The organism is Cohnella lupini (genome assembly GCF_003386205.1).
In the GTDB taxonomy this organism is placed as follows: Bacteria; Bacillota; Bacilli; order Paenibacillales; family Paenibacillaceae; genus Cohnella; species Cohnella lupini.
Genome location: NZ_QRDY01000022.1, coordinates 1 through 24,541, shown reverse-complemented (window position 1 = coordinate 24,541; position 24,541 = coordinate 1). Strand labels below are relative to the sequence as shown.

General features: G+C 49.2%; 22 protein-coding genes and 1 pseudogene. 10 read left to right on the top strand and 13 right to left on the bottom strand.

Going from position 1 to position 24,541, the window contains the following annotated elements:
- Positions 1-7: 7 nt before the first annotated feature.
- Together DFP95_RS23995 and DFP95_RS23990 are read left to right on the top strand one after the other, a co-directional pair.
- A complete protein-coding gene (locus DFP95_RS23995) occupies positions 8-682 on the top strand; it encodes a response regulator transcription factor (protein WP_115995231.1) in 675 nt (224 codons plus the stop codon).
- Positions 682-1,863, top strand: coding sequence for a sensor histidine kinase (locus DFP95_RS23990; protein WP_245987927.1), 1,182 nt, complete (start codon positions 682-684; stop codon positions 1,861-1,863). The genes DFP95_RS23995 and DFP95_RS23990 overlap by 1 nt, the downstream gene beginning before the upstream one ends.
- A 41-nt stretch (positions 1,864-1,904) precedes the next feature.
- On the opposite strand, the gene DFP95_RS23985 is transcribed toward DFP95_RS23990, so the two are convergent.
- Positions 1,905-2,195 (bottom strand): hypothetical protein, encoded by a 291-nt coding sequence (locus DFP95_RS23985; RefSeq protein ID WP_115995230.1) that lies wholly within the window; start codon positions 2,193-2,195, stop codon positions 1,905-1,907.
- 168 nt (positions 2,196-2,363) lie between these two features.
- Between DFP95_RS23985 and DFP95_RS23980 the strand changes: the two genes are divergently transcribed.
- The 3 genes from DFP95_RS23980 to DFP95_RS23970 all read left to right on the top strand — a co-directional run bounded on the left by DFP95_RS23980 (position 2,364) and on the right by DFP95_RS23970 (position 8,998).
- On the top strand, positions 2,364-6,176 hold the full coding sequence (locus DFP95_RS23980) for a response regulator (protein WP_115995229.1): 3,813 nt from the start codon (positions 2,364-2,366) through the stop codon (positions 6,174-6,176).
- Positions 6,177-6,270: 94 nt separating this feature from the next.
- Complete coding sequence (locus tag DFP95_RS23975) at positions 6,271-6,987, top strand: response regulator transcription factor (protein ID WP_115995228.1); 717 nt, start codon at positions 6,271-6,273, stop codon at positions 6,985-6,987.
- A gap of 148 nt (positions 6,988-7,135) precedes the next feature.
- The gene (locus DFP95_RS23970; RefSeq protein WP_115995227.1) at positions 7,136-8,998 is read left to right on the top strand and encodes an EAL domain-containing protein; all 1,863 of its coding nucleotides are present in this window, start codon (positions 7,136-7,138) and stop codon (positions 8,996-8,998) included.
- Between the two features lie 14 nt (positions 8,999-9,012).
- Here DFP95_RS23970 and DFP95_RS23965 read toward each other — a convergent pair whose 3' ends face one another.
- The 3 genes and pseudogenes from DFP95_RS23965 to hisC form a co-directional block, all read right to left on the bottom strand.
- Positions 9,013-9,543 carry a YfiT family bacillithiol transferase gene (locus tag DFP95_RS23965; protein WP_115995270.1) on the bottom strand — a complete coding sequence of 177 codons (531 nt, stop codon included), beginning with the start codon at positions 9,541-9,543 and terminating at the stop codon, positions 9,013-9,015.
- A 39-nt stretch (positions 9,544-9,582) separates the two neighbouring features.
- A pseudogene (locus tag DFP95_RS29525) lies at positions 9,583-10,104 on the bottom strand (GrpB family protein); the annotation flags it as partial.
- Positions 10,105-10,121: 17 nt separating this feature from the next.
- A complete protein-coding gene (gene hisC, locus DFP95_RS23955) occupies positions 10,122-11,180 on the bottom strand; it encodes a histidinol-phosphate transaminase (protein ID WP_115995226.1) in 1,059 nt (352 codons plus the stop codon).
- 153 nt (positions 11,181-11,333) lie between these two features.
- On the opposite strand from hisC, the gene DFP95_RS23950 reads away from it, so the two are divergent.
- Positions 11,334-12,089, top strand: a complete 756-nt coding sequence (locus DFP95_RS23950) for a DUF2087 domain-containing protein (RefSeq protein WP_115995225.1) — start codon at positions 11,334-11,336, stop codon at positions 12,087-12,089.
- A gap of 12 nt (positions 12,090-12,101) precedes the next feature.
- Positions 12,102-12,461, top strand: a complete 360-nt coding sequence (locus tag DFP95_RS23945; protein ID WP_115995224.1) for a GIY-YIG nuclease family protein — start codon at positions 12,102-12,104, stop codon at positions 12,459-12,461.
- Between the two features lie 44 nt (positions 12,462-12,505).
- On the opposite strand, the gene DFP95_RS23940 is transcribed toward DFP95_RS23945, so the two are convergent.
- Positions 12,506-13,393 (bottom strand): hypothetical protein, encoded by an 888-nt coding sequence (locus tag DFP95_RS23940; protein ID WP_115995223.1) that lies wholly within the window; start codon positions 13,391-13,393, stop codon positions 12,506-12,508.
- Positions 13,394-13,554: 161 nt separating this feature from the next.
- On the opposite strand from DFP95_RS23940, the gene DFP95_RS23935 reads away from it, so the two are divergent.
- Complete coding sequence (locus DFP95_RS23935) at positions 13,555-15,111, top strand: ABC-F family ATP-binding cassette domain-containing protein (protein ID WP_115995222.1); 1,557 nt, start codon at positions 13,555-13,557, stop codon at positions 15,109-15,111.
- A gap of 69 nt (positions 15,112-15,180) precedes the next feature.
- Here DFP95_RS23935 and DFP95_RS23930 read toward each other — a convergent pair whose 3' ends face one another.
- The 7 genes from DFP95_RS23930 to DFP95_RS23900 form a co-directional block, all read right to left on the bottom strand.
- Positions 15,181-15,699 carry a GNAT family N-acetyltransferase gene (locus tag DFP95_RS23930; protein ID WP_245987925.1) on the bottom strand — a complete coding sequence of 173 codons (519 nt, stop codon included), beginning with the start codon at positions 15,697-15,699 and terminating at the stop codon, positions 15,181-15,183.
- Between the two features lie 17 nt (positions 15,700-15,716).
- The gene (locus tag DFP95_RS23925) at positions 15,717-16,727 is read right to left on the bottom strand and encodes an NAD-dependent epimerase/dehydratase family protein (protein ID WP_115995221.1); all 1,011 of its coding nucleotides are present in this window, start codon (positions 16,725-16,727) and stop codon (positions 15,717-15,719) included.
- A gap of 34 nt (positions 16,728-16,761) precedes the next feature.
- Positions 16,762-17,721 (bottom strand): hypothetical protein, encoded by a 960-nt coding sequence (locus DFP95_RS23920; RefSeq protein ID WP_115995220.1) that lies wholly within the window; start codon positions 17,719-17,721, stop codon positions 16,762-16,764.
- A 128-nt stretch (positions 17,722-17,849) separates the two neighbouring features.
- The gene (locus DFP95_RS23915) at positions 17,850-18,587 is read right to left on the bottom strand and encodes a peptide arginase family protein (protein WP_115995219.1); all 738 of its coding nucleotides are present in this window, start codon (positions 18,585-18,587) and stop codon (positions 17,850-17,852) included.
- A 33-nt stretch (positions 18,588-18,620) separates the two neighbouring features.
- Positions 18,621-18,968 carry an MmcQ/YjbR family DNA-binding protein gene (locus DFP95_RS23910; RefSeq protein WP_115995218.1) on the bottom strand — a complete coding sequence of 116 codons (348 nt, stop codon included), beginning with the start codon at positions 18,966-18,968 and terminating at the stop codon, positions 18,621-18,623.
- A gap of 192 nt (positions 18,969-19,160) precedes the next feature.
- Positions 19,161-20,132, bottom strand: coding sequence for an aldo/keto reductase (locus DFP95_RS23905; RefSeq protein ID WP_115995217.1), 972 nt, complete (start codon positions 20,130-20,132; stop codon positions 19,161-19,163).
- Positions 20,133-20,167: 35 nt separating this feature from the next.
- Positions 20,168-21,073, bottom strand: coding sequence for an aldo/keto reductase (locus DFP95_RS23900; RefSeq protein ID WP_115995216.1), 906 nt, complete (start codon positions 21,071-21,073; stop codon positions 20,168-20,170).
- Positions 21,074-21,269: 196 nt separating this feature from the next.
- Between DFP95_RS23900 and cdaS the strand changes: the two genes are divergently transcribed.
- Both cdaS and DFP95_RS23890 read left to right on the top strand, forming a co-directional pair.
- Complete coding sequence (gene cdaS, locus DFP95_RS23895; protein ID WP_181907591.1) at positions 21,270-21,881, top strand: sporulation-specific diadenylate cyclase CdaS; 612 nt, start codon at positions 21,270-21,272, stop codon at positions 21,879-21,881.
- A gap of 143 nt (positions 21,882-22,024) precedes the next feature.
- Positions 22,025-23,236, top strand: a complete 1,212-nt coding sequence (locus DFP95_RS23890) for an MFS transporter (RefSeq protein ID WP_115995214.1) — start codon at positions 22,025-22,027, stop codon at positions 23,234-23,236.
- Positions 23,237-23,292: 56 nt separating this feature from the next.
- On the opposite strand, the gene DFP95_RS23885 is transcribed toward DFP95_RS23890, so the two are convergent.
- Positions 23,293-24,054 carry an SDR family NAD(P)-dependent oxidoreductase gene (locus DFP95_RS23885; RefSeq protein ID WP_115995213.1) on the bottom strand — a complete coding sequence of 254 codons (762 nt, stop codon included), beginning with the start codon at positions 24,052-24,054 and terminating at the stop codon, positions 23,293-23,295.
- Positions 24,055-24,541: the final 487 nt, after the last annotated feature.

The window sequence follows — 24,541 nt, the reverse complement described above, 5'->3', positions numbered from 1 at the left end:
ACCCCAAATGACCAAAATACTTGTCGTAGACGACGATCCGCACATTCGCGAGCTCGTGAAAGTGTTCCTCCTTCAGGAGGGCTTCGAAGTATTGGAAGCCAGCAACGGAGTCGATGCGCTTCGACTGCTGGAGACGACCGCCGCGGACTTGGTCATACTCGATATTATGATGCCGCACATGGACGGTTGGGAACTATGCCAGGAACTGCGGGAGCATTACGAAATGCCTCTACTCATGCTTACCGCCAAAGGCGAGACGGCTCAGAAGCTGAAAGGCTTTCAGCTTGGCACGGACGATTACATGGTTAAGCCATTCGAGCCGGTCGAGCTGGTCGCCCGGGTGAAGGCTTTGCTTAAGCGCTATCGCATCTCGATATCGCAGAACGTAGCAGTAGGTAACGTCCAGTTGAATCGGCAAACCTATTCCTTGCAAGCCGATGATCAATTGCTGACTCTTCCCCTCAAGGAATTCGAGCTTCTCTTCAAGCTTGCCAGTTATCCAGGCAAGACGTTCTCGCGAGAGCAGTTGATCGAACAAATCTGGGGCTATGATTACGAAGGAGACGAACGGACGGTCGATGTTCATATTAAGAGACTTCGGGAGAGATTTCCCGATGGACAGTTCGGATTTCGCATTACGACGATTCGCGGTCTCGGGTATCGGCTGGAGGTGTGCGGATAATGCGGGAAGAAGGAATCGCGGGAGATCCGCGCAAACGCGGAAAACGAGGTCTAAAATTCGGTATCTACCGTGCCAGCGAAGAAGAACGGCATAATAGAAGAGAACTGAGCAAACGAATGCGCCCACCGAAGAAATGGATCTTCTTCGGCATTGCATTCGTCCATATCGGAATCGCCGTCAGTTGGATACTTTCTTATCTGCTCATGGGTGTCATTTACCGAAATTGGTTTCCGGAATACGGAGATGGCTTGCTGCGGCAATACTTAACCGTCGTCATGGCTTTTACGATCATCTTTGTACTCATGAACCTCATTCGTCTGTTCTTCGCGCCCCTTAGACGCCAGATGGATTGGTTCTTCCATTTCATCGATGCGATGAAGCGTTTGGCCAAGGGGGATTTCAACGTAAACCTCGAAGTGAATCCCAGATTCATGGGTCAATTCGGTCCGCTAGTTGCGGGCTTCAACGAAATGGCGTCCGAACTCGGGCAAATGGAGCAAATGCGTCAGGAATTCATCTCCAACGTCTCGCACGAGATCCAGTCGCCGCTTACTTCCATAGCCGGGTTCGCAAGAGCTTTGCGCAACGAAGAGCTATCGCCCGAGACGCGCAGGCATTACCTGGACATCATCGAAACGGAAAGCAAGCGGCTATCCAGAATGAGCGACAACCTGCTGAAGCTAACCTCCCTGGAGTCCCAGCATCATCCGTTCGAACCGAAGACGTACCGGTTGGACCGGCAAATTCGCCATATCGTCCTCTCTTGCGAGCCCCTTTGGCGGGAGAAGAATATCGATATGGAAATTGAATTGCCGGAGCTTACGATCTGCGCCGATGAGGATATGTTAAGCCAAGTATGGGTTAACCTGCTCCACAACGGGATTAAGTTCACGCCCGAGAGCGGCATGATCAGCATCCGACTAGTCCAGTTGGAAAATAATCGAATTCGCTTCGATATCGTCGATAGTGGGAACGGCGTTTCCGAGGAAGCTCTCCCTTATTTGTTCGATCGCTTCTACAAGGAAGATAAATCCCGGGATCGAACCGTAGCCGGAAGCGGGCTAGGATTATCGATCGTCAAGAAAATCGTCGAAATGCATGGAGGAGAAGTGTCCGCCGGCAACGATCCGGAATTCGGCGCCGTTTTCACGGTTATTTTACCTAGCATGCCTGCTCATTAATGTGATTAATCGTATAGAAAGTTCAGAAGCTTCCGAGCGTATTACGCCGGAAGCTTCTGCAGGATATAGCGTAAAAATAACGCCTGCAGCTCCCGGCCCGAATTCGTTCTCGTCTTTCCTGTCATGCACGCGAATAAATTGTCCAACTCTTCATACGAAATCTGCATGATTCCCCGGATATCTTCATCGCCCAACCCGAATAACATCATTAGACGGAAAACTTCCCTCTCCTTCAAGGTAAACCCGTATCGCTCGCCGAATATTTCCTGTAAACGCGCTGTCGCGGAATCCTTATTGTCCATCACTTGCCAATCCAACGTATTCGTTAACATTCGACACGTTTTTCCTTTCCGAACCGTTTTGAAGTTAGGTCTGTCGATAAATCTCTTCATTCGTTATGATAGAGACAAAGTATTAGTAGATTTAACCTATTTTTATTTGTTTTCTATGAATTTTGCTAATAGATACCATTCCAATCTAGCTCGGAGGTACGTTTGAATATGTTCAAGTCCCTTCGCTTCAAGATCGTCGCCGCGCTCGTCTTCATTAATATTACGTCGTTTATAGCCATGAACTTGATCAATTACGAAACCTTGAACAAACAAATGAACAAACAGTTAATCAGTCAGAGCATTACCAATCTGAAAAGCACAGTCTCTAATCTCAATACGATGCTCGAGTTGCGAATGAAAGAATCCGAATTAATTATTCATTCTATTCCCGATCGTTTGCAATCGACGGATCAACGACTGGCCTTCCTGAGGGAGGAAGTTCCCCTAGCCAATTTGCCAACGAAACATATCGGGATCGCCGAGAAAGGTTCCGACATGAGACTGCTGAACGGGACCCTCCTTCCGTTCGATGGGAATCCCGCTTTTGAACGCGCGATGAAAGGAAACACTTCTTACACGGATATCCAACTGGATCAGAACGGATTCCCCGTAATATGGCTCATGATTCCGTTGTACGATGCTACGAACGATATTTCAGGAGTGGTCGGGCTGGCGTTCGATTCTACTAAGCTGCTGAGCGAACAATTACAGTTAAAGTCGAATATGTCGGATTATAAGGAAAGCTCCATTATTCTGATCGACGCGGAAGCTAACCTGTTGTATCATCCGGATGCTTCATTGATCTTAAAACGAAACTACATGAGAGACGAACCGAATTTAAGCGATATGGGCGAGAGACTGAAGACTAGGCTTGAAGGATATCGCGAAGAGGAAATATTCGGCCGCGTTCTGAAAACATTTTACGTGAGAGTACCTGGTACGGACTGGTTTGCCGTATTCGTCGTCTCGAAATCGGAATTCGTCGCCCCTCTTCGTCATTCGATGTGGATGAATATGGGATTGATCGCTTTGACGGAGATCGTATTAGGAGCCTTTCTGTATTTCATCATGCAACGCTCCGTTCTTAACCGGCTTAAGCAAGTCGTCGAGGTGACTAAGTACGTGGCCGCCGGTAATTTCTACCCGCCGCCGTTGCGCATACAAAGCCGGGACGAGATAGGCATCCTTGCAAGCTCGGTAAACGGAATGATCGACAATTTGCAGGATTTGTTCGAGCCTTTTCAGGCCTTTATCCGTCACAATCAATACGCTATGATCGTTACGGATTCCCAATTCGTGATTACTTCCTATAATAAGCGCGCGGAAGAGATGTTAGGCTATACCGAGCGCGAGGTCATGGGCAGAAAATCGTTGCTGCTCTGGCATGATCACGATCAAATCGTCGAGAGATCCAACTATTATTCGGAAAAGCTGAAACGCCACGTCCCACCGGATGAATCCGCGTTGTTCGTTCTCTCCCACAAGGGATTCTTACCCGATTGGGAATGGATTTGGATCGATCGTAAGGGTACGCGCATGCTCGTTACCTTAAATCCAAGCGTCATGCGGCATCCGGACGGCACGACGAAAGGATATGTCCTTATCGCTAGGGACATCAGCGAGATCAAGCAAGCCGTCGCGACGAATACGAGGCTTCTCGAAATTATAGAAAGCGCGCACGATACGATTGCTTCCTTCGATATGCGGGGACATATTTTCTATCTCAATCAAGCGGGACATGCCTTCCTTGGAATAGACTCCCTGACCGAACAAAACAACCTTCTCAGTCAATATATGCCGATTCCCACAACCGTCAGGTTCGCCGATGGGTTAACGGAAGCCCAGAAGAAAGGTTATTGGCAAAGCGAGATCGAGATCATGGGTGCCGCGGGACGAATGCAGACGGCATCGATTACCGTAGTCGCCCACCTGACCGACGATGACCGGAGCACTTATTTCTCTACAATCGTAAGGGATATTTCGGATTTGAAAGAAACTCAGCGTCAGCTTGTCAAGGCCAAAGACGAAGCCGACGATGCCAATGAAGCCAAAAGCTCGTTCCTCGCGCGGATGAGTCACGAGATACGAACTCCGTTGAACGGCATTATCGGATTAACCTACCTGCTTCAACGTTCGGAATTAACCGAGATTCAAGCCGATTATCTACGCCAGGTGTCGGACTCCTCGCAGAATTTGCTCAGAATCTTGAACGACATTCTGGATTTTTCCAAGCTAGAAGCCGATAAACTCTCGCTGGAACGCGTTCCGTTTCGTATCGAGGATTCCGTTCAAAGGCTAAGCGGCATATTCTCCGTTCTTCTGGGTCCTAAACCCGTCGACTTCATCATAAGCGTTGATCGGGAATTGCCCGATTGGATCATCGGGGATCCGACCCGATTGGAGCAAGTTTTGTTGAATCTGGGAAGCAATGCGATAAAATTCACGAATAGGGGCTTAATACAGCTCTCGATCGATCTGATTCAGGTAAGAGACGGATATGCCCGTATCCGCTTTGTCGTGAAGGATACGGGCATCGGCATGACCGAGCAGCAACGGAAGCAATTGTTCCTGCCGTTCGTTCAGGCTGACGAGAAAACAAGCCGCAAATACGGCGGAACCGGACTGGGTCTAGTTATTTCCCATACCCTTATCGAGCGTATGGGTGGCCAAATAACGGCGGATAGCAAGTATCAGGTCGGAAGCAAGTTTCAATTCGATCTCTCGTTTGAGGTCGATAACAAACATGCGGCTTCCTATAAACCGCAATTCGCCGGCTTGAATGTCATCGTACTGGAAGATCAGGTCCAAGTAGCCGAACATTGGCGCGATCTGCTCTATTCTCTCGGTTGCGATGTCATTACGCTATCCACATGGACTCAAGCCTCCTCGCTGATTCACGAAAGCAAGTGGGATCTCATGATCGTGGATATGGAAGCGGGAGACATGCACGGCGAAGAAACTTGGATGGATTGGAAAACCCAATTAAACGCTCACGGATTGAAGGTCATTTCCCACACGACTTTGCTTGGCAGGGATGCCCTACAGCAGTTACCCGACGAGTTCAAGCCAGCCGTGGTTATGGTTAAGCCATTCTCCTCCTTGCATGTTCAACAAGCGCTGCAAGCGGTAGTGAGTTCTTATGAGGAAGCCAAGTTACGGGATGAGGTAATCGTGACGCCTCCAGCTCCGATACGCAGTCGATCCGACTCTACGGGTCAGGAGCCATTGCGAATCATGGTCGTCGACGATCAGATCATTAATCGCTTAGTCGTGAAGCAACTATTGGAGCAGCAAGGATTCGAAGTCGATCAAATGGAGAGCGGACTTAACGCCGTAACCGCTTTGGAGCTGTTAAGAACGGATCTGATTCTCATGGATTTGCACATGCCGGAAATGGACGGCATCGAAGCTACGAAACATATTCGCAAGTTTTACGATGCGGAACGTCTGCCTATCGTCGCATTAACGGCAGACGTTACGAAAGAACAGCATGCCCGATGCTATGCGGCCGGAATGAACGACATCATGACCAAGCCAATCGAACCGGATCACTTATTCGCCGTCTTGAGAAGATGGTTGCCCGTTTCCGATAGCGTTATCGCTCCTCTAAGAACCGAACAACTGGATTCATGGCCGGAGACGCCAGGTCTCCATATAAAACAAGCTTTGCGTCGCTTAGACGGCAAAAGCGCGCTTTACCTGCAGCTGCTGGATAAGTTCATGAAGCAATATTCGGACACGGAGGACAAGCTGGCGGAATTGTTGAAGAGCGGAAATAAACGAGATGCGATTCGGTTGGTTCATTCCTTGAGCGGAGCGGCGGGACACTTAGGGGCATCGAACATTCAGGAGACCGCGACCGCTATGGAAAATGCGCTTCGGGACGAAGGAGATTGGGAAATACTTAAGCAGGATCTCTTCCAATCCATCCAGATCGTAATGGGAACGATCTCCAGTCTCATTCTTCAAAAAAGGAGTTAGACGAACAACGTTCGACATTATATAATAGATTTACAAAGGTAAATGTTAGAAAAGTATGAGCATTCTTAACAAACTCTTAAAGGGTGTGAAGTCATTGACGAGAGTACTTGTTATTGAAGATGATCCTATCATCGGAGAAATGCTCATCCTCTATTTGTCCGAAGAAAACTTCGAAGTGCAGCGCGTCGAATCCGCACGCGAAGGTAGGGTTGCCTTATCGGCCTTCGATCCGGACATCCTGTTGCTTGACTTGATGTTACCGGACGCAAGCGGCATCGAGCTGTGCTCGGATTTCCGACAATTAACAGCGATTCCGATCATAGTCATCTCCATGAAACCTTCCGTCACGGTCCGTATACAAGCGATAAGTTCCGGCGCTGACGATTTCCTTGTTAAACCGTTCAGCATGCAAGAGCTGAAGGTTCGGATGGACGCCGTGTTACGGCGTATGTCGAATCCGGCGATCACGAAACCTCTTGCTATTCAGTCCGTGGAATCGCAAACCGTCGGAGTTCTGCAACAGCAAGGCTTATCATTGGATCTCGAACGCAGGACGATCGTTCTCGACGGCGAGCATATCGAAACGACCTTCTCTGAATACGAGATTATGAAGCTATTCTATCAATATCCTAATCGCGTGTTCAGCCGAGAGGAATTGATTAACGCCGTTCGCGGGATCGACTCGTTCATCAATGACCGCGCGATTGACGTTCACGTGACGAATCTGCGTCGCAAGTTGGAGAAAAATCCTAAGGAACCGCAATTTATCAAAACCGTTTGGGGCGTCGGCTACAAATTTATTAAAGCTTAGATCTCATAGGATACATAACAGGCTCCTTCCCACAGGAGTCTTTTTTGTGCCTACTCCCTTCTTCTTGAACACTAACAATTGCCCCGTAACTTTCCAAACGATTATCGCGCATACTTAGGGATTAGTAAGTATAGTTGGAGGGATTGCCATGACGGGGTGGGAAAAACTTGTTAGCCTTGTTCAAAACATGACTGTTGTAATCGTTTTCATATTGATCGGCAACCGTCTATACCCTTCCCTCATTCATTGGAATCCGTCCATGAGGAAGCTGGTTATCGGCTTGCTATTCGGAGCTGCGGGAGTCTTATCGATGATGATGCCGATTCATGCCGGCGAGGGTTCTATCGTCAGCATAAAGAATATCATAACGGCTTTATCGGCATGGATTGGCGGACCGATATCCGCTATAGTGACTTTGGCGTGCGTTGTCGTCTATCGCGTGTATCTAGGCGGTATAGGGATGCCGGCAGGCGTTGGCGCTTCTGTTTCCGCCGCGCTCATCGGTATATTATTCCAATATTCTCGACATGCCGATCGTAGACATTCTTTCCAACTCGTAAATCCCATAGCTATCGGAATTCTTATATTGCTTAATAGCTTGGCTTGGTCCTGGATGCTTCCCGAAGTAAACCGCAGTTACATGATAAAACACTATTCCGTTATTTTAATTGTCATGTACCCGCTTGCATCGATCTTCTTTCATTACTTCATGAATGTGGAATGGAAAAGGCAAAGAGAATTCATCGTCGATGATATCACGGGTTTTCCGCAATTCAAGCCATTCAAGTCATCCCTACAGAAGCTGATCAAGACGAGAACTCCTTTCGTGCTGACCCTTATTCATATCGATGGATTCAAGACGATAAGCGCCCTGAACACGATGGCCGTTAAGAACGAACTCCTTAAACAAATAAGCAAGAGAATAACGCATTGGCTCCCTGAAGGCGGTTCGGCGTGCAGGTTAGAAGGCGAACAATTTCTGATCTGCCTGGTCGATCCGACCAAGAGGAAGCTTCCTGAATTCGACTCGGAATACTGGAACGAGATGCAAACCTTATTGTCCTCGCCCTATCTCGTCGAGCATCAGTTGTGCCATATTACGATCAGCACCGGAATGAAGTCTTATAACGGGGAAGATATTACGATTGATAGAATGTTGCCCCACGCTTACGCGGCTTTGAAGCATGCCCAAGAAACGGGGGTTAACCAAACCGTTCAATATCATGAGAAGCTGACGGAACAAATTCGTCATCGTACCTTAATTGAGGTATATCTTAGATCTGCGTTAAAGGAAAATCAGCTATCTTTGCAATATCAACCTCAGTATGAATTGCAAACCGGTGCGCTTAGAGGATTCGAAGCTTTGATGAGGTGGAATCATCCGGACTTGGGCTGCATTCCGCCTAGCGACTTTATCCCGGTAGCGGAGGAAACGCGTTTAATTCTTCCGATCGGGCAATGGGCTTTACGTCAAGCCTGCGAGACGTTGCAACGCCTGGCTCCTTCTCCATCCACACTGACGATTTCCGTGAATATATCCGGCATTCAGCTTCTTGACGAGCAGTTTCCGACGCAGGTGTCGAACGCGTTGACGGCGTCTGGCTTACACGCCGAACGGTTAGAACTGGAATTGACCGAGAGCTCGCTTCTGGACACTCTTGACATCGCAGAACGCCAATTAAAGAGCCTGCAAAGCCTTGGCGTACGATTGGCGTTGGATGATTTCGGAAGGGGATTCTCTTCGATGAACTATTTGCGGAAGCTGCCTTTTCATCTTATCAAGATAGATAAAAGCTTCATTCATGATATTGGAAACGCTACCGAACATGAAGTAACAGGTTCAATGATACAATTCATCAAGCAAATGAAGTACGGAATCGTAGCGGAAGGCTTGGAAACATACGAGCAGTTAACCTATTTGAGGAAGCTCCATTGCGACTTCGCCCAAGGATATCTATTCGGCAAACCGCTGCAGGATAATCAGCTCTCTACTCTCATCAATCCGGTATAGAACATCAAAATCGACTACCATCCCATTCTGTCGCGTAACGAAGTTATGTGTCCGACGTGATGACGGCCATGCCATGAATAATTACCGAGCGCGTAATCCAGGCGGGACACCTTCAGTGACTCTGGATGAAAGAAGGTTCTCGCGTAATCAGCGTCTGACATGGAACGGAGCAGGTACACCCAGCGCTCGTGCAGCGCGGCGATAAGCGTCGTGGAGAGCTCCAACGGCGCTTGAGCGGTATCCGCCAGTAATGCCCAACGATCTTCGAAATACGGCCGGATTGCCGGCTGTTCTTCCGTTAATGCGAGTTTAAATCGCATAAAGCTATTCAAATGGCTGTCGGCGATATGATGGGTAACCTGTCTAACCGTCCATCCGTCGGGACGGTAAGGGGTATCCAGCTGTTCGGCGTTAAGTCCCTCCAGCGCCACGTTCAGCCTTGCGGGAAGATCGGCGATATCGGAAATCCAATCCGTCCGTTGTTGCTCGGAGACCGCCCCTTCGAATCGGTAGGGACCGATGGGAAATCTGACATCCGTACTCACTTGACGCGTCACCTTGACTTTCTTCTCGTGTAGTATTTTTTCGACAAAACTTCCCTTGGCTTGCGTGTAAGCTTCGCGATCGTTGCGATAACGTTCGGCTAGCTCGACCTTAAATTGTCCGTAAGCCATCGCCCATTCCCTTCTTTCAAGCAACGCTTCTCGGAATATCAACTGCTCCTCGTAACGCGGCTCTCCTAACAAGAATAGATGAAGGTGAGCAACTCTTCGATCTTCGTCCACTTTCACGAAAAATCTGCGATAAGCTCTTAAATCCAATTCCGGAGGTACGAATTTCCACTCTTCGGCGGACAAAGCTTCTACGATCCGAGGCAATCCGGAGAACGAAGTCGCTTGCGCCATGATGTCGATAATGGGTTTTGCGGGCAATCCGGGTATCGCAGTGCTTCCAATGTGCTCGAAGCCGCTAATGCCGTAAGGCATTAATTGATTTTCCAAACGCGATATCATGCTTTCCCCGATCGTAAGCCATTTTGGATTCGCTTCCGCGAGCCGTACTTCCTCAACCGCCCATTTCGGCCAACGCTCCGAAGAGTAAGACATACCGGTCATCCCCTCTCTTAACTCGCGATTTCCCGCAACGCCGCGACGAACGCGTCCATCTCGTCATCGGTGCCGATGCTTACACGTAAATAACGTTCAATCCTCGGTTTATCGAAATATCTTACGAGAATCCCCCTGTCCTTCAATGTGGCGAATATTTCTTTTGCCGATTGAGACGGGTGCGTCATGAACAGGAAGTTCGCTTTAGACTCTATCACTTCGAATCCGATTTGCCGCACGGCTTCGCACGATCGCTCTCTCGTCGCGATCACTTTCCGATTCGTCTCTTCGAAATAAACCCGATCCTCGATCGACGCGACAGCTCCCGCCAATGCTAGACGATCCAGAGTATACGAGTTGAACGAATTCTTGATTCGGTTTAACCCCTCTATCAAATCCGGATGTCCGAGCGCCATTCCTACGCGCAAACCCGCTAACGATCTCGACTTGGACAACGTCTGTACGACCAACAGATTCGGATAATCCTTCACGAAAGGAACGACGGATTCGCCGCCGAAATCGATATAAGCTTCATCTACGATCACCACTTGTTCCCGGTTAGCGTCTAGGATCTCCCGTAGATAATCCGTCAACATATAACGCGCCGTCGGGGCATTGGGATTCGGAATGACGATGCCCCCGTTCGGAATCCGATACATCGCTGGGTCGATGTTAAAGCTATCGTCCGTTGCGATCGTCTCGTATGGCAATCCGTAAAGCTTCGCGTACACGGGATAGAACGTATAGGTTATATCCGGAAACAGAATCGGCTTAGAAGCGGAGAAAAAAGCCGGAAACGCGAATGCCAATATTTCATCCGATCCGTTTCCTACGAAGATATGCTCCTTGGATAACCCGTAGTAGTCGGCGAGTACCACCCTTAAGTCTTCGCACGTCGGATCCGGGTAAAGTCGCAAATCCGCATTGGCCGCCTCTTGAATAGCCTTGATTGCTTTGGGCGAAGGCGGATACGGATTCTCGTTCGTGTTCAGCTTGATGTATCGTTGATCTTTCGGTTGCTCCCCAGGCACGTAAGGGACAAGCGATGCCGTTAGCTCGCTCCAGTATGAACTCAATCGAATGCTCCTCCTCGTTTGCGACCTCTATTCCATGATTATACAATCCCGAAAGTCTAAGGTCTATTCCGACTTGCTCCAAGGTTGACCAAATACAAACAATATTATATATTGTCTATAAAATAATAAACGATGTAGAGGTGTGTTTGCGTAATGGGCGTGTCCGAATCTTTCTGGAATTCTTCCTTAGAGGAGCTTAAGCAGGGTTATTTACGAGAAAACGAACAATTCGTTTGTCTGCTATGCGGCAAGAAAACGGAAATCGGCATTATCTATCCGGAGGACGGGGTTTACTATGATGCTGAGAAATTCATGCGCCGGCATATTGGCCGATCGCATGAATCGGTATTCGACTTTCTGATCGGCTTGGATAAGAAGCTGACCGGATTGACGGATCACCAGAACAGCCTGCTCCGTCTATTTCATCAAGGAAAAAGCGATAGCGAGATTCAAGAGGAGTTAAGCATCGGCAGCGCGTCCACCATTCGGAACCATCGCTTCGTGCTTAAGGAAAAGGAACGCCAATCCAAGGTGTTCTTGGCGATGATGGAGCTGTTGAAGGATAAGGATCGGCACGCTCCGGAGATCGTTAGCGTTCACCGTACCGCGAGAATGGTCGACGATCGTTACAATGTGACTCAAGACGAAGCGGACAAGGCATTAAAGAAGTATTTTCCGGATGGAACGGACGGTCCTCTAACCAAATTCACGATGAAGGAAAAGCACAAAATCATCGTGATGAGAGAGCTCGTCAAGAGATTCGAGATCGACCGGATCTATACGGAGAAAGAAGTTAACGAAATTCTAAAGACGGCTTACGAAGATTACGCCGTAATCAGACGATATATGATCGAATACGGTTTTCTCGATCGTAAACCTGACGGCAGTCAATATTGGCTTAAAGAATAGGAGCGGTTTCGAATGAAAAGCAAAGAAGATAGAGCGAAATTGGTGCAGCAATATAAGGAAATCCCCATCGAAGCCGGCGTCTACCAGATTAGAAACACGGCTAACGGCAAAGTCTACGTGCATAGCACCCCGAATTTGAGATCTCTTAACGGAAAGACCGCAACGCTGCATTCCGGCACCCACAGAAACAAGTTCCTCCAGACGGAGTGGAACGAATTCGGAGCGGGCGCCTTTGCCTTGGAAGTATTGGAAGTTCTTAAACCGAGCGACAATCCCTTCGTCAATCAGAAAGACGAATTGCGACAGTTAGAGGAACAATGGATCGAGAAGCTTCAACCGTACGGCGATCGCGGTTATCATTCCGTTAAATAGGCGATAGATAGCGAGCAGCTTTAATATCGGTTTCATCGAATCGATCACCCTTGGATTGCAGCAACGTGAGATTCTCTCCCTCCGCCCCCATCCACTTTACGCCGAGCACCAAACCTTCGGCGGGCGGCGAACAGGAATGAGAACATGTCCGGCGAGATGACGCCTTGGTCGTCTACTCGCCAAGTCGAATTCTCGTTATAGGTTGCCGGATAATCCATAAACGTCCAATTGCCTTGCTCCAGAACAGCCAAGCTGGCCAACATTTGATCTTCTTGCCGTTCGAATTGAACCAAGTAGATCTGTTGGCCTATTTGGGTCGAGGCGATCAACCAACTGCTGGCGACCTCCCTCCCATGCGATTCCGCTATCGCCTTCGAAATACCCATAGGCGGAGTCAGCGGCTTCTGCGGCGCGATAGGAATGAGCGATTTCAGATCGACGCTTGCATCTTGGATTAAATAGTAACTCGCGTCGGCGACCGCTTCACCGGAGACGACCTCGTAGATGGACCCTTCCAGATTATCGAAATTATTGGCGGCTTGTCGTCCATTGTCCTTGTCGGTCCGGGATTGATGCTCGACGTAACGAATCGTAAGAACTTGACCATATTCTCCGATTGCCGTATTCATCTCCTTCATGATTTCGGAAGACGGACTCTCGCCCTCCTGACCCCCGATCGATATCAGACGCGATCCATCCTTATCCGCAAAAGCGAACGTATTCGCCAGTTGCTCGATGTCAAGCAGACTAGCTGCATCAGGCGATGACTCGGATGTCGGCGTCGCGGATGGAGTTGCCGTCGTCGAACTCGTTGGAGACGCGGACGCGGATTCCTCTTGCGAAGGTTGCGTAGCGTTATCCGCCGCATCGTTCCCCCCGCAGCCCGTCAACAACAGCCCGACGGTTAGAATTAACAGTATCATCTTGTACATTTTCGTTCCTCCTAATGAACTTGTCTTCCCGAAGCCGATGGCTTCTTCTATTATACCCGTCCTTCCGATCCGAACGGAAATCGTTGAGTTTTCACCCATATGGAGATTATAATAAAAATTAGTGTGCATAATCCGAACTATCGAGAAAAAGGTGTCTATTCATGAGTATACTAACGGTTAAAAATTTAACTCACGGTTTCGGCGACCGTGCCATATTCAACGACGTTTCCTTCCGTCTGCTCAAAGGCGAGCACGTAGGACTGATCGGCGCCAACGGCGAAGGCAAATCCACGTTCATGAACATCATTACGGGAAGCCTGGAGCCGGATGCGGGCAAAGTCGAATGGTCGAAGAAGGTTCGAGTCGGGTATCTGGATCAGCATTCCGTCCTGCATAAGGGAATGACGATTCGCGACGTACTCCGCGGCGCTTTCCAGTATTTAATGGATCTCGAGACCGAAATGAATGAAATGTACGACAAGATGGGAACGGCGACGCCGGAAGAACTGGAAGTATTGCTCGAAGAAGTCGGAACGATCCAGGATACGCTGACGTCGAACGATTTCTATCTGATCGATGCTAAAGTCGAAGAAATCGCCCGCGGTCTCGGACTTGGAGATATCGGATTGGACCGGGACGTTCATGATCTTAGCGGCGGCCAGCGCACGAAGGTACTGCTCGCGAAGCTGTTGCTCGAGAAACCCGACATTCTGCTTCTCGATGAGCCGACGAACTACTTAGACGAGCAGCATATCGAGTGGCTTAAACGTTATCTGCAGGAATACGAGAATGCCTTCATCCTCGTATCCCATGATATCCCCTTCTTGAATAGCGTAATCAACTTGATTTACCACATGGGCAATCAAGAGATCAACCGTTATGTCGGCGATTACGACAACTTCCTCTTGCTGCACGAAGCCAAGAAGCAGCAGTTGGAATCGGCGTTCAAGCGCCAGCAGCAAGAAATCGACGATCTCAAGGATTTCGTGGCTCGCAACAAAGCTCGCGTATCCACGCGCAACATGGCGATGTCCAGACAGAAGAAGCTGGATAATATGGACATCATCGAGCTTGCGCGCGAGAAACCGAAACCGGAGTTTCGGTTTAAGGAAGCCCGGACATCCGGTCGTCTTATTTTCGAAGCTAAAAATCTGGTCATCGGTTACGAAGAGCCGCTGTGCCGCAATATCGATTTGTTGATGGAACGCGGACAGAAGATCGCCATCGTCGGAGCTAACGGAATCGGTAAAACAACTTTGCTTAGAAGCTTACTAGGCGAGATCCCTGCGCTTTCCGGTTCGGTTAAGCAAGGAGACAATCTATTTACCGGATATTTCGAGCAAGAAATTAAGGGCGGAGCGGACGAAACCTGCATCGAGGCCGTATGGAAGAACTTCCCTTCGATGACTCAGTTCGAGGTTCGCGCGGCGCTTGCAAAGTGCGGATTAACGACCAAACATATCGAGAGCAAGGTTTCCGTCTTAAGCGGAGGCGAGAAAGCCAAGGTTCGGTTATGCAACTTAATTAACAAAGAAACGAACCTGCTCGTGCTCGATGAGCCGACCAATCACCTTGACGTCGATGCCAAGGATGAATTGCAACGCGCCTTGCAAGCTTATAAAGGGAGCATTCTTCTCATCAGCCATGAACCTGAATTTTATCGGGAAGTGGCGACGGAAATATGGAATTGCGAATCTTGGACGACCAAGGTTTTCTAAAATAACGAGGACTGCCTTTCAAGTCGAAGACTTGGAGGGCAGTCCTTTTCTATGAAGTATGAATAGCGGTTATATTTTCTTGCCCATCATGACTAGATCCCTATCGATTCCGTCCAGGTTCGCCACTCCGGGAAGCAATCCCCATTGCTCGAAGCCGAATTTCCTAAGCAAAGACAAGCTAGGCCCGTTGTGACCGAATACGAGCGCTACGATATTCCGAATGTCCAATCGCGGGCATTCTTCGAGCGCCTTCCGTAGAAATACGCTCCCGATTCCCTTGGAGCGGTGACTTGGCGAAATATAGATGCTGATCTCCGCCGTCGCATCGTATGCCGCGCGGCTATGGAACGAAGAGAAGCTTAGCCAAGCAATTATATGGCCCTCCTCCTTCATTACCCATAGCGGTCTGCGAAACTCGGAATGCTCGTCGAACCATTTCTCTCGGCTCTCTACGGTAACCGGCTCTAAGTCGGCCGTCACCATGCGGCTATCGATCGTCGTATTGTAAATGTCGACGATAGAGGCCAAATCCTCTCTGGAGGCGTGAACGATTTCGTAATTCGCGTATTGCATTTGCGGTATCTCCATTCGTATATATTATTCTCCTAATCCCGGCTTTGAAGCCAGTCATTCAGCAGACGCTCCTCTTTTGCCGCATCCATGCCGGCTCCCACCCTGCGATCTGCGATATCTCTTGAGAGATCCCACTGCAAGGTATCGAGTATCGTGTCCTTAAGCGGCCTGAATGTAAGACCCGCTGCCAGCGCTTTCTCCGCATTTACGGACAACAAGTGACGAACTTGTTCGGTCTCGCCTACGCCCGGTATCCACAACGGCATTTCGATCCAAGGACCGATTCCATTCTTCAACAGAAAGTCGTTGTCGACCCATACGAGCTCCGAATCGCTGCCGACGGCTTGCCGGCATTGGTCCAAGAAGGAAGCCATCGTTAGCTTTCCTGTTGGACCTGCAGCGTTATAGACGCCAGTCGCTTTGCTTTCGATCATCCGAATCGTCCAGTCTGCTAAATCCCTTGCGTCGATGATTTGAACGGATGCGTCGGGGGTTCCGGGAGCGAGAACTTGACATCCGCGTCTTATCCGCGACGGCCAATAGGTAAACCGATCGGTGGGATCCAACGGACCTACGATCAATCCCGGTCTGATGACCAACGCGCGGCCGGGCATTTCCTGTTCTACCGCTTGCTCGCATAAAGCTTTCAGCTGTCCGTATGCGGAACCTACGTCTTCCGTGGAGGGATCCGACAACGTTCCGATCGTTCCCGTTTCGTCGATTCCGGGAGTAAGGAAATCCCGATAAACCGATACGCTCGAGATAAAGGTATAATGATCAGTTACCGTCGCCAACAGCTTGGCGGATAATCTTACGACTCTTGGCACGTAACCGGAAGTGTCGATGACCGCGTCCCATCGCTTACCGGCCAAGGCATCCAGATTTCCGTCACGATTGCCGATCAGTTTCTCGACTCCATCGGGTACAGATTCAGCGCGCGTAATCCCTCTGGAAAATATCGTGACTTCATGCCCTGCTCTCACGGCGCTGTGTACAAGGTGATGGCCGAGGAAGACAGTTCCGCCTAATATTAATATTTTCATGGTTAACCTCCAATGCGAACACCGAATCTCTCATTTAATTATCGCACTCGCCGATTATTCTCATGAACTTCGCTTCCGTCTCGGATTTGAACTCGGGGACACGATGGATATGATTATAATAGCTGAAGGTAAACTTGAAATGGTGTCCGTAATCCCAATCGTGATGACTATGATCAATTCGCCAGAATGGCTCCGATAGCGGCGAAAGCTTTCCTGGCTTCGCCTCGACAAGCGGCTTCCGGTCTACCGGCGAAATAAGCTTGATGGAATCGTCCGTTGCCCAATCTCGGCTTTTCCTCAACGCTTTGACCAGTTGCAATAACGGGACCAAACCTCTGAGGAATAAGAACTCATACCCCAAGTCATACAAGATGTTAAGAGCATGGGAGAATGTGAGAAGATGCCCGATTAGATCGTGATGGGCCTCGGCGCGGTAAATGACTTCGATTTCGGATAACTCCCGAAGGATGAATTCCGATAACTGCTTAGGGGTAAGTATGCTCGGAATTCGATCATCCTCGCTTATCGTCAGCCTCTTCACCTCGGATGCGGAATAACCGATCCAGGATCTTCCGGGTATGGTTGAAGCGAATGACCGTACAAGTCCTCCAATTTCATTAATATCGTTAATCTTCCCCCACCCGTTCAGTTCCCGTATCGCTTTTAGGCTCAAGGCAGCATAAATGGCGTTATGCCCGACCCAATGCAGGCTATCAATCGTCGACTCCAATGCTTCGACGATAGCCTCCTCCGCACTGGCTGCATCGACTGCGGGAATTGCCGCTATATTCTCGGTTAATCGATTTTTCTCCACCATGAATAAAGCTTGCTTCGCCATACTGCGTGCGGCTTCGTCGGACATCCGATTCTCATTCGCCAAGAATGCGCACGCTATCGCTGCCGCGCCGTAATGAGCGTGCCAGATGTCTCCCGTCTTCCCGCGACAGGAAGAGATGATCGAGAGTCCTTCGCTTAACAATCGGCGTTCATTCATATTCTTCTTTCACCAACCCTTTTGAAGCAACTCGCCTAACAAGCTTTCATTGATTATAACGCAAACAAGCCGACTACGGGAATGAGAACCTGCGTCGGACCTCGGTAATTATAGCGACTTAACGGCGGCTACCACGCTTCGGCCATTGATGGATCCAAACCGAAGCACTCGAGGAAGAGCCCGTATAATCTCGCGCAGTTTTCCTCTCCCCCGCAGAAAGAGGGAGATAAGGCAACGCTGATCAAGTCATAGGGATAGAGATCGCGTAAGAAGCTAAGCTCCTCCTTGATTTGCCAATCCGGCTTCAGCGACGGATCCAAGGGATCGATTAAATTCGCTTTGAAGACGTCCAAATCCAGATCCAGAATGACCGAACCCGGTAGCGGGAACATTTCCTCTCTAGCATCGGCGTCAGCTTGGATACTCTGTCGCAATGCAGCTATCGACTCGAATCTTAGACCAGTATAATCTCTCTCTTCTAGAAGCTGCTTAATTGGTTTCAACTGTTCGCCATTAAGATCCCACTCGGATAAATCGAAAGGATCGGAAGCATCGTTATCCTTGGGACATACATAGACGATCCGATTGATCGTTCTCGCCGCGAATCCGGCCCATATGAAGTTGTCGATCTCAAGTCCTGCAGCGACGTTCATATAATCGTCGATTTCCTTCATTTCATGCAGTCCGGGTACCACAACTCCGTCCCATGTGTCGTCCAGATGCGCGTCGACATGCAGCAATGTCGTTGGAGCGATTGTCCAATCCCGGTTCCGTGCCATGGCCCAAGCGGCGAAAGCCCACTGATGATTCCTTGAAACAAATACTCTTCGTTCCGGAAACGAGACTCTGTAGTCGTGATCGAACATCGATTATTTCTTCTCCCTTTCACTCGAATCCGCTTATTTGCGCTTTGGATTTCGTTTATTCAAATAAGCGTCGCCGACTACGCTCTCGATTTCTTCCCAGCTTACATCGCGATCCAACCGCACTCCGACCCAACCGAGATGGGCGACATACGGCGGTAAAAAATAGATCTCGGGTTCGGACTGAATGAGCGTGGATCGCACGTCGGAAGTAGAAGCGCACCACAGCGCTAATCTGCCGTCGCCATGATGATTGTCGCGATATTGCACGAACATCTTCTTGTCTTTGAAGAAAAACGTAGGAGCCCCGTGACTATCCCGTTCGCTTGTATCGGGAAAAGATAAGCATAACCGTCTGATCCGTCCCAGCCATTCCGAGTCCATTCGTTATTTAATCCCCCTTAGATCTCCTCAGATCATCCATCAACCGTTAACCCCTGTACGCCTTCACTTCGTGAAATCACTCCTACTCTCTCTTTCTATTCGATGGTCTTACGCCGAATACCTCTCGTCATAAGAAATGGAACACCTCGCCGAGTCCGGCAAGATGTTCCACTCCACTTCCTATAACGTTCATTATCCGCCGTAGAAGTTACGAATCCAACGATGCGCTTTAAGCTTTTGAACTTGATCGCTCGGAAGGCCGAGACCGTCTCCGACCTTCATGTTCCGCTCTACGTTGCGCACGGTACGCATTCCCGGAATAACCGTGGATACCGCAGGATGGCTCAATACGTAACGAAGCGCCGTTTCAGCCATTTGCTCTTGTTCGATGCCTAGATCCGAAGTAATACGATTAACCCTGTCGAACACTTCTTGTTTGCGATCGCCCCGGAAGTAACCTTCGCGGAAGTCGCCGCTTTCGAACTTCGTGTCCGGAGTAATCGTTCCCGTTAAACCGCCTTCATCAAGCGCAACGCGGACAATGACTCCAACGTTGTGTTTTATGCAAGCAGCCAATAATTCGTCCTCAGGGCTTTGCTCGAAAATATTGTAGATCACTTGAACGGTGTCGACCAAACCGGTTTCGATCAGTTTAATCGCGTTCGCCGGCTGATGATCGTTAATCGAGACTCCGAAGTGCTTAATCTTGCCATGTTCCTTCAACTTCCTAATGCCTTCCATCCAATCTCCATGGCCGACCCATTCATCGGACCACACGTGGAATTGTTGGACATCAATCGTGTCCAAACCTAGATTTTGTAAGCTTTGCTCAGTAGATTTGATGACATGTTCGGCAGGGAAGGCATCTTCCGCGGGAACCCCGGCGCGAGCTGGCCATTGATAGTTCTTCGGCGGGATCTTAGTCGCCACGTAAATTTTCTCCGAATGTTCCCTCACGGCTTGGCCGACAAGCTTCTCGCTGTGCCCTTCCCCGTAACCGATAGCCGTATCGATGAAGTTCAAGCCTAATTCGATCGATCTGTTCAGAGCTTTGAGAGATTCGTCATCGGATGCGCCGACCCAAGCGGATTTACCGATTCCCCATGCACCGTAACCTACTTCCGATACCTTCAACCCTGTTTTACCTAACGTTCTATAATTCATTGGATTTCCTCCTGGCTTCTATTTAATTAATGTTATTAAACAACGGGCGAACAACCAACGGCATCCAACCGACGCTTAGCTTCGACGTACACTTGATCGGAAAGAGCTCCTTTTTGTGCAAATTTGACATTCTCCGCCAAATGAACCTGATTTTTCGTTCCGACTATCGTCGTGGATAATTGAGGATGCGTGAGCGTGTATCTCAGCAAGAAACCCGTGCGGCTTTCCCCTTCCTCTAGAAGCTCGTCCAGTCCTGCTTTTTCCCATGTATCCCATCGATCCGCTTGGCCTAATCCAGCGCCGGGTTCTCCTCGGCCGACGCCGCCGCGAACGATAATTCCCGCGCCGCTTTCTCCTGCAATCCGAATCAAGTCTTCATGCTCCCTCTCCAATGCGGAATAAGGGATTTGGAACGTATCGTAATTTTCGGAGTCGATATAAGTCGTTATGTGCGGCAAATAGGTAGAGATGCCGATCCAACGGACTTTGCCGGTCGCTTGGATTTCCTTGAGTACGTCGACTAGCCGTCCGTCTTCCGTCTGCTGGACGGTAGGACCGTGGAGCTGCAGTAAGTCGATATAATCCGTTCTCATCCGGCTTAAGCTCGTATCGATATTGTGTAACAGGTTGTCCCTAGTCCATACATGCGGTGTCTCGTCGTGATCTCCATGATCGACTAACGTACATCCGCATTTGGTTGCCAGAATATATTCTTTCCTCCTGTGACTGATAAATCGGCCGATGAGCTCCTCGCTCCGTCCGTAATCATAGGCCGTATCTATGAAGTTGATGCCGCTATCCAGAACCGCGTTCAAGATCGTCTCCGACTCGGAATCGGTAACAGGCCGTCCGTTCCATACCCGAGGTCCGCGAATTTCCATCGCTCCAAAGCCTAACTTAGTGACTTCAAGGCCTGTCCTGCCCAATATCGCTCGTTCCATCTTTCTTCACGCTCCTTCTTTTGCTTTATCGCGCCAATTCTAATTGTAATGTAAATGGCTACGGAGGATAAGAGCTGAAAAAGAGTTGCGTTAGTTACCTAAAGGTTACTGTTCCCGATTTTTAATCGTTCGCATACAGTAGCCCCATTATCTGCATCCTAATCCGGAGAAAGATCAAGGAGCGTGACCTATGACGATTACCTCGCCGAATTGCGATTTTTCGCCAATGAAAAAAATCATCAAGGAAGACATTCTTGAAATGATTGCTACTCTGCACGAGCTCCTGGGAAACATTGACAATGAGGACGAATGTACGCTCGGAGAGTTTGAGAAGGTCAAGAAAAACTTCCTTCACATCGAATCGAGCGCCGCGACCTTTTACCTGAATTGTTATTTATCTCCGTACATCGAAAGATACATGGACTTGTCCCTAACGATCCAAACCTTGTCCGAACGCAGGCACGGAGCTTTGATCGCGGTGGAAAGAAGCGATTCCCTGGATATATTTCTTCAACCGGGCATTCATGTCGGAGCTCCCGTTACCCACACCTTGCTGGAGTCCATTTTTTATCCCGGGAGTCCTCTGCACGACGGCGCGGTCCTTATCCGAGCGAATCAAATCGTCTCCGCTAAGAACATCTTACCGTTGACTTCGACTCAGAATAACGATCGAATCACGGGCACCCGTCATCGCGCGGCCGTCGGTTTGACCGAGCTTAGCGATGCCATCGTACTGGTCGTTTCGGAAGAGACGGGCAAAGCCTCCTTCGCCAACAAAGGACAGTTGTACCCGGTGATCACACCTTAGCGGTACTCGGGACAGTCGAATTCCGATTATTCCGACTGCCCTTGGACGATACTACTGGCTAGAATAATCATCATTGACCGGTAAGCCGGAAATGGTCGCTCCTATAACCGTTAAAATGTCTGTTTAGTTCAGGGAGGACCATTATGGAAGCCCGTAAGAAATGGGATTTGCTTTCGATCGCCTCTATCCCATTAACGATGACGCTCGCTAACTCCATGCTTATTCCCGTTTTACCCGCGATGCAGAAAGCGCTTCGCATTTCGGCTCTTCAAGCGAGCCTCATCATTACCGCTTATGCCGCAGTAGCTATCCTGTTTATTCCCATCGCCGGGTATCTTTCCGATCGTTATAGTCGTAAAGCGGTTATCTTGCCTTCTTTGCTCCTCGTTTCCATCGCCGGCGTCGGCGCAGGCTTGGCGGCGCTGTGGCCCGATAATGCCTATAGATACATTTTAATTGCCAGACTGGTGCAAGGATTGGGCTCCTCGGGTTGTTTTCCGGTCGTATTGCCGTTGGTAGGCGATTTGTTCAAGAATGACGAAGATGTCAGCAGCGGGCTTGGTTTAGTGGAAACCGCGAACACTTTCGGCAAGGTTATTAGTCCGATCATCGGGGCAGCTCTTGCGATTTGGACATGGTATATTCCTTTTTTCGCGATTCCGATATTCAGCATGCTCTCCTTTTTCCTGGTACTCTTCCTAGTCAAACCCGCTGCGAACAAGAAAAAGCAACAGAAGCCGATCAGTCCCGCCAAATTTCTTAAAGCCATACTTGCCCTTCTTCGCATGAAAGGAAAATGGTTATATGGGATATTCGCGATCGGCGGCATCTGCATGTTCATTATTTTCGGCAGCTTGTTTTTCTTGTCCGAAACTTTGGAAAGCCGCGGCATTAAACCGATAATCAAAGGATTAATTCTCGCCGTTCCGCTAGCTTGTTTGTGTTTAGTTTCGTTCTTGAGCGGAAAATGGATCGGTCAAAACAAACAAACGATGAAATGGACCAGCTTCATCGGGTTAACGTTAGCAGCAATCGTTTTATTCCTTCTTGGGATTGTCGAATGGGATCAAACATGGTGGGTCGTATTGATGCTCGCTTTCGCGTCCGCTGGAATCGGGGCAGCGCTGCCCAGTCTCGACGCGCTCATTACGGAAGGTATCGACCAGAAGCAGCGGGGGACGGTCACTTCGCTATATAGCAGCATGAGATTTATAGGGGTAGCGGCCGGACCGCCGGTCAGCGCTCTGCTCTTACGGGGCTCGATGTCCGCGTTGTTCTACGTTATCGCGATTGCGGCACTGCTCGCTGCGTTGATCAATGCCATCTTCATAAGGCCGGGACATCGTCTATACTAAGTATGCCAAATAGAAAAAACGCAATGCGGCTGAACCTCGCATTGCGTTTGTTTAGTTTAAATGGATGGCATGACGTTGCCGCCGCTAACGGGTATATAAGCTCCCGTTATGAAACTCGCCAGATCCGAAGCCAAGAAAGCAACGACGTTCGCGATCTCTTGGTCGGTACCCCTGCGTTTCAATGGAACGGATTGTTCATACGATTCGCTACGCTCGGTATTATTCTCGCGATCCCGTTCGCTGATCGTCCAACCCGGGGCGACTTGGTTAACGGTGATTTGATGTTCCCCGATTTCCTTGGCCAGAATGCGATAGATTCCATCCATTCCTCTCTTACCGGAAACGTACGCGGATTGAGTCGGGAAGTTCTGCATCACGCATTCCGTGTTGATTCCGACGAATCTTCCCCATTTCCGCTCGATCATCGAAGGGGCGAACGCTTTCGCTAGATATACGCTTTGCATGACACAGGAATCGAACTGACTTGCGTAGTCTTCCGGAGCTTGTTCCAAAATGCTCGTCCATTTGTACTGCACGACGGCATTCGCGACGACGATATCTACCGTTCCCAGCTGTTCTTCAATCTTATTCTTCATGGATACAATCGAATCCAGATTCGTAATGTCCGCATGGACGATTGTAGCGCGTCTTCCATAGGATTGAATTTCGTCTTGGAGCTGGAGAGCTTGCGCCTCGTTGCTGCGATAATGAATGGCGATATTCGCGCCGCATTTTGCTAACGTTCTCGCCATCACTCTTCCGAGTTGACCCGTTGCGCCGGTAATGAGGGCCGTTTTATTGGTCATATCGATTTGCATGGATATATTCCCCTTTCCTTAGTCACTATTCATGATAGGCAACTTCGGAATAAATAACAATAAGAAAACGCTAACGTCACAGTCAGATAATTAGAATGGTAATCATCGTTATTGGTGCATTTGAGCAATTTTGCAATGAAAGTAGATATCACTATTGATCGTATTTAGGAAAGGAATAGACCAAAACGTGACCAATAGGAATAAAAAACATCTTTATCCAGCTTAAAACTTGAACATGCCTCAAGAATACATTGAATAACATCGTATTTGAAATGAATAACTCTCACCGTTGGCTTCGGGACGGCAGTATACGTTTGGACGATCTATCAGATGAGTATAATGGAACCCAATCATTTTATACTTTCTGATCGTACAAAAAAAGCACCCAGCGATGGGTGCTTTCTCGTTTCTCCGGCCTGGCAACGTCCTACTCTCCCAGGACCCTGCGGTCCAAGTACCATTGGCGCTGGAGGGCTTAACGGTCGTG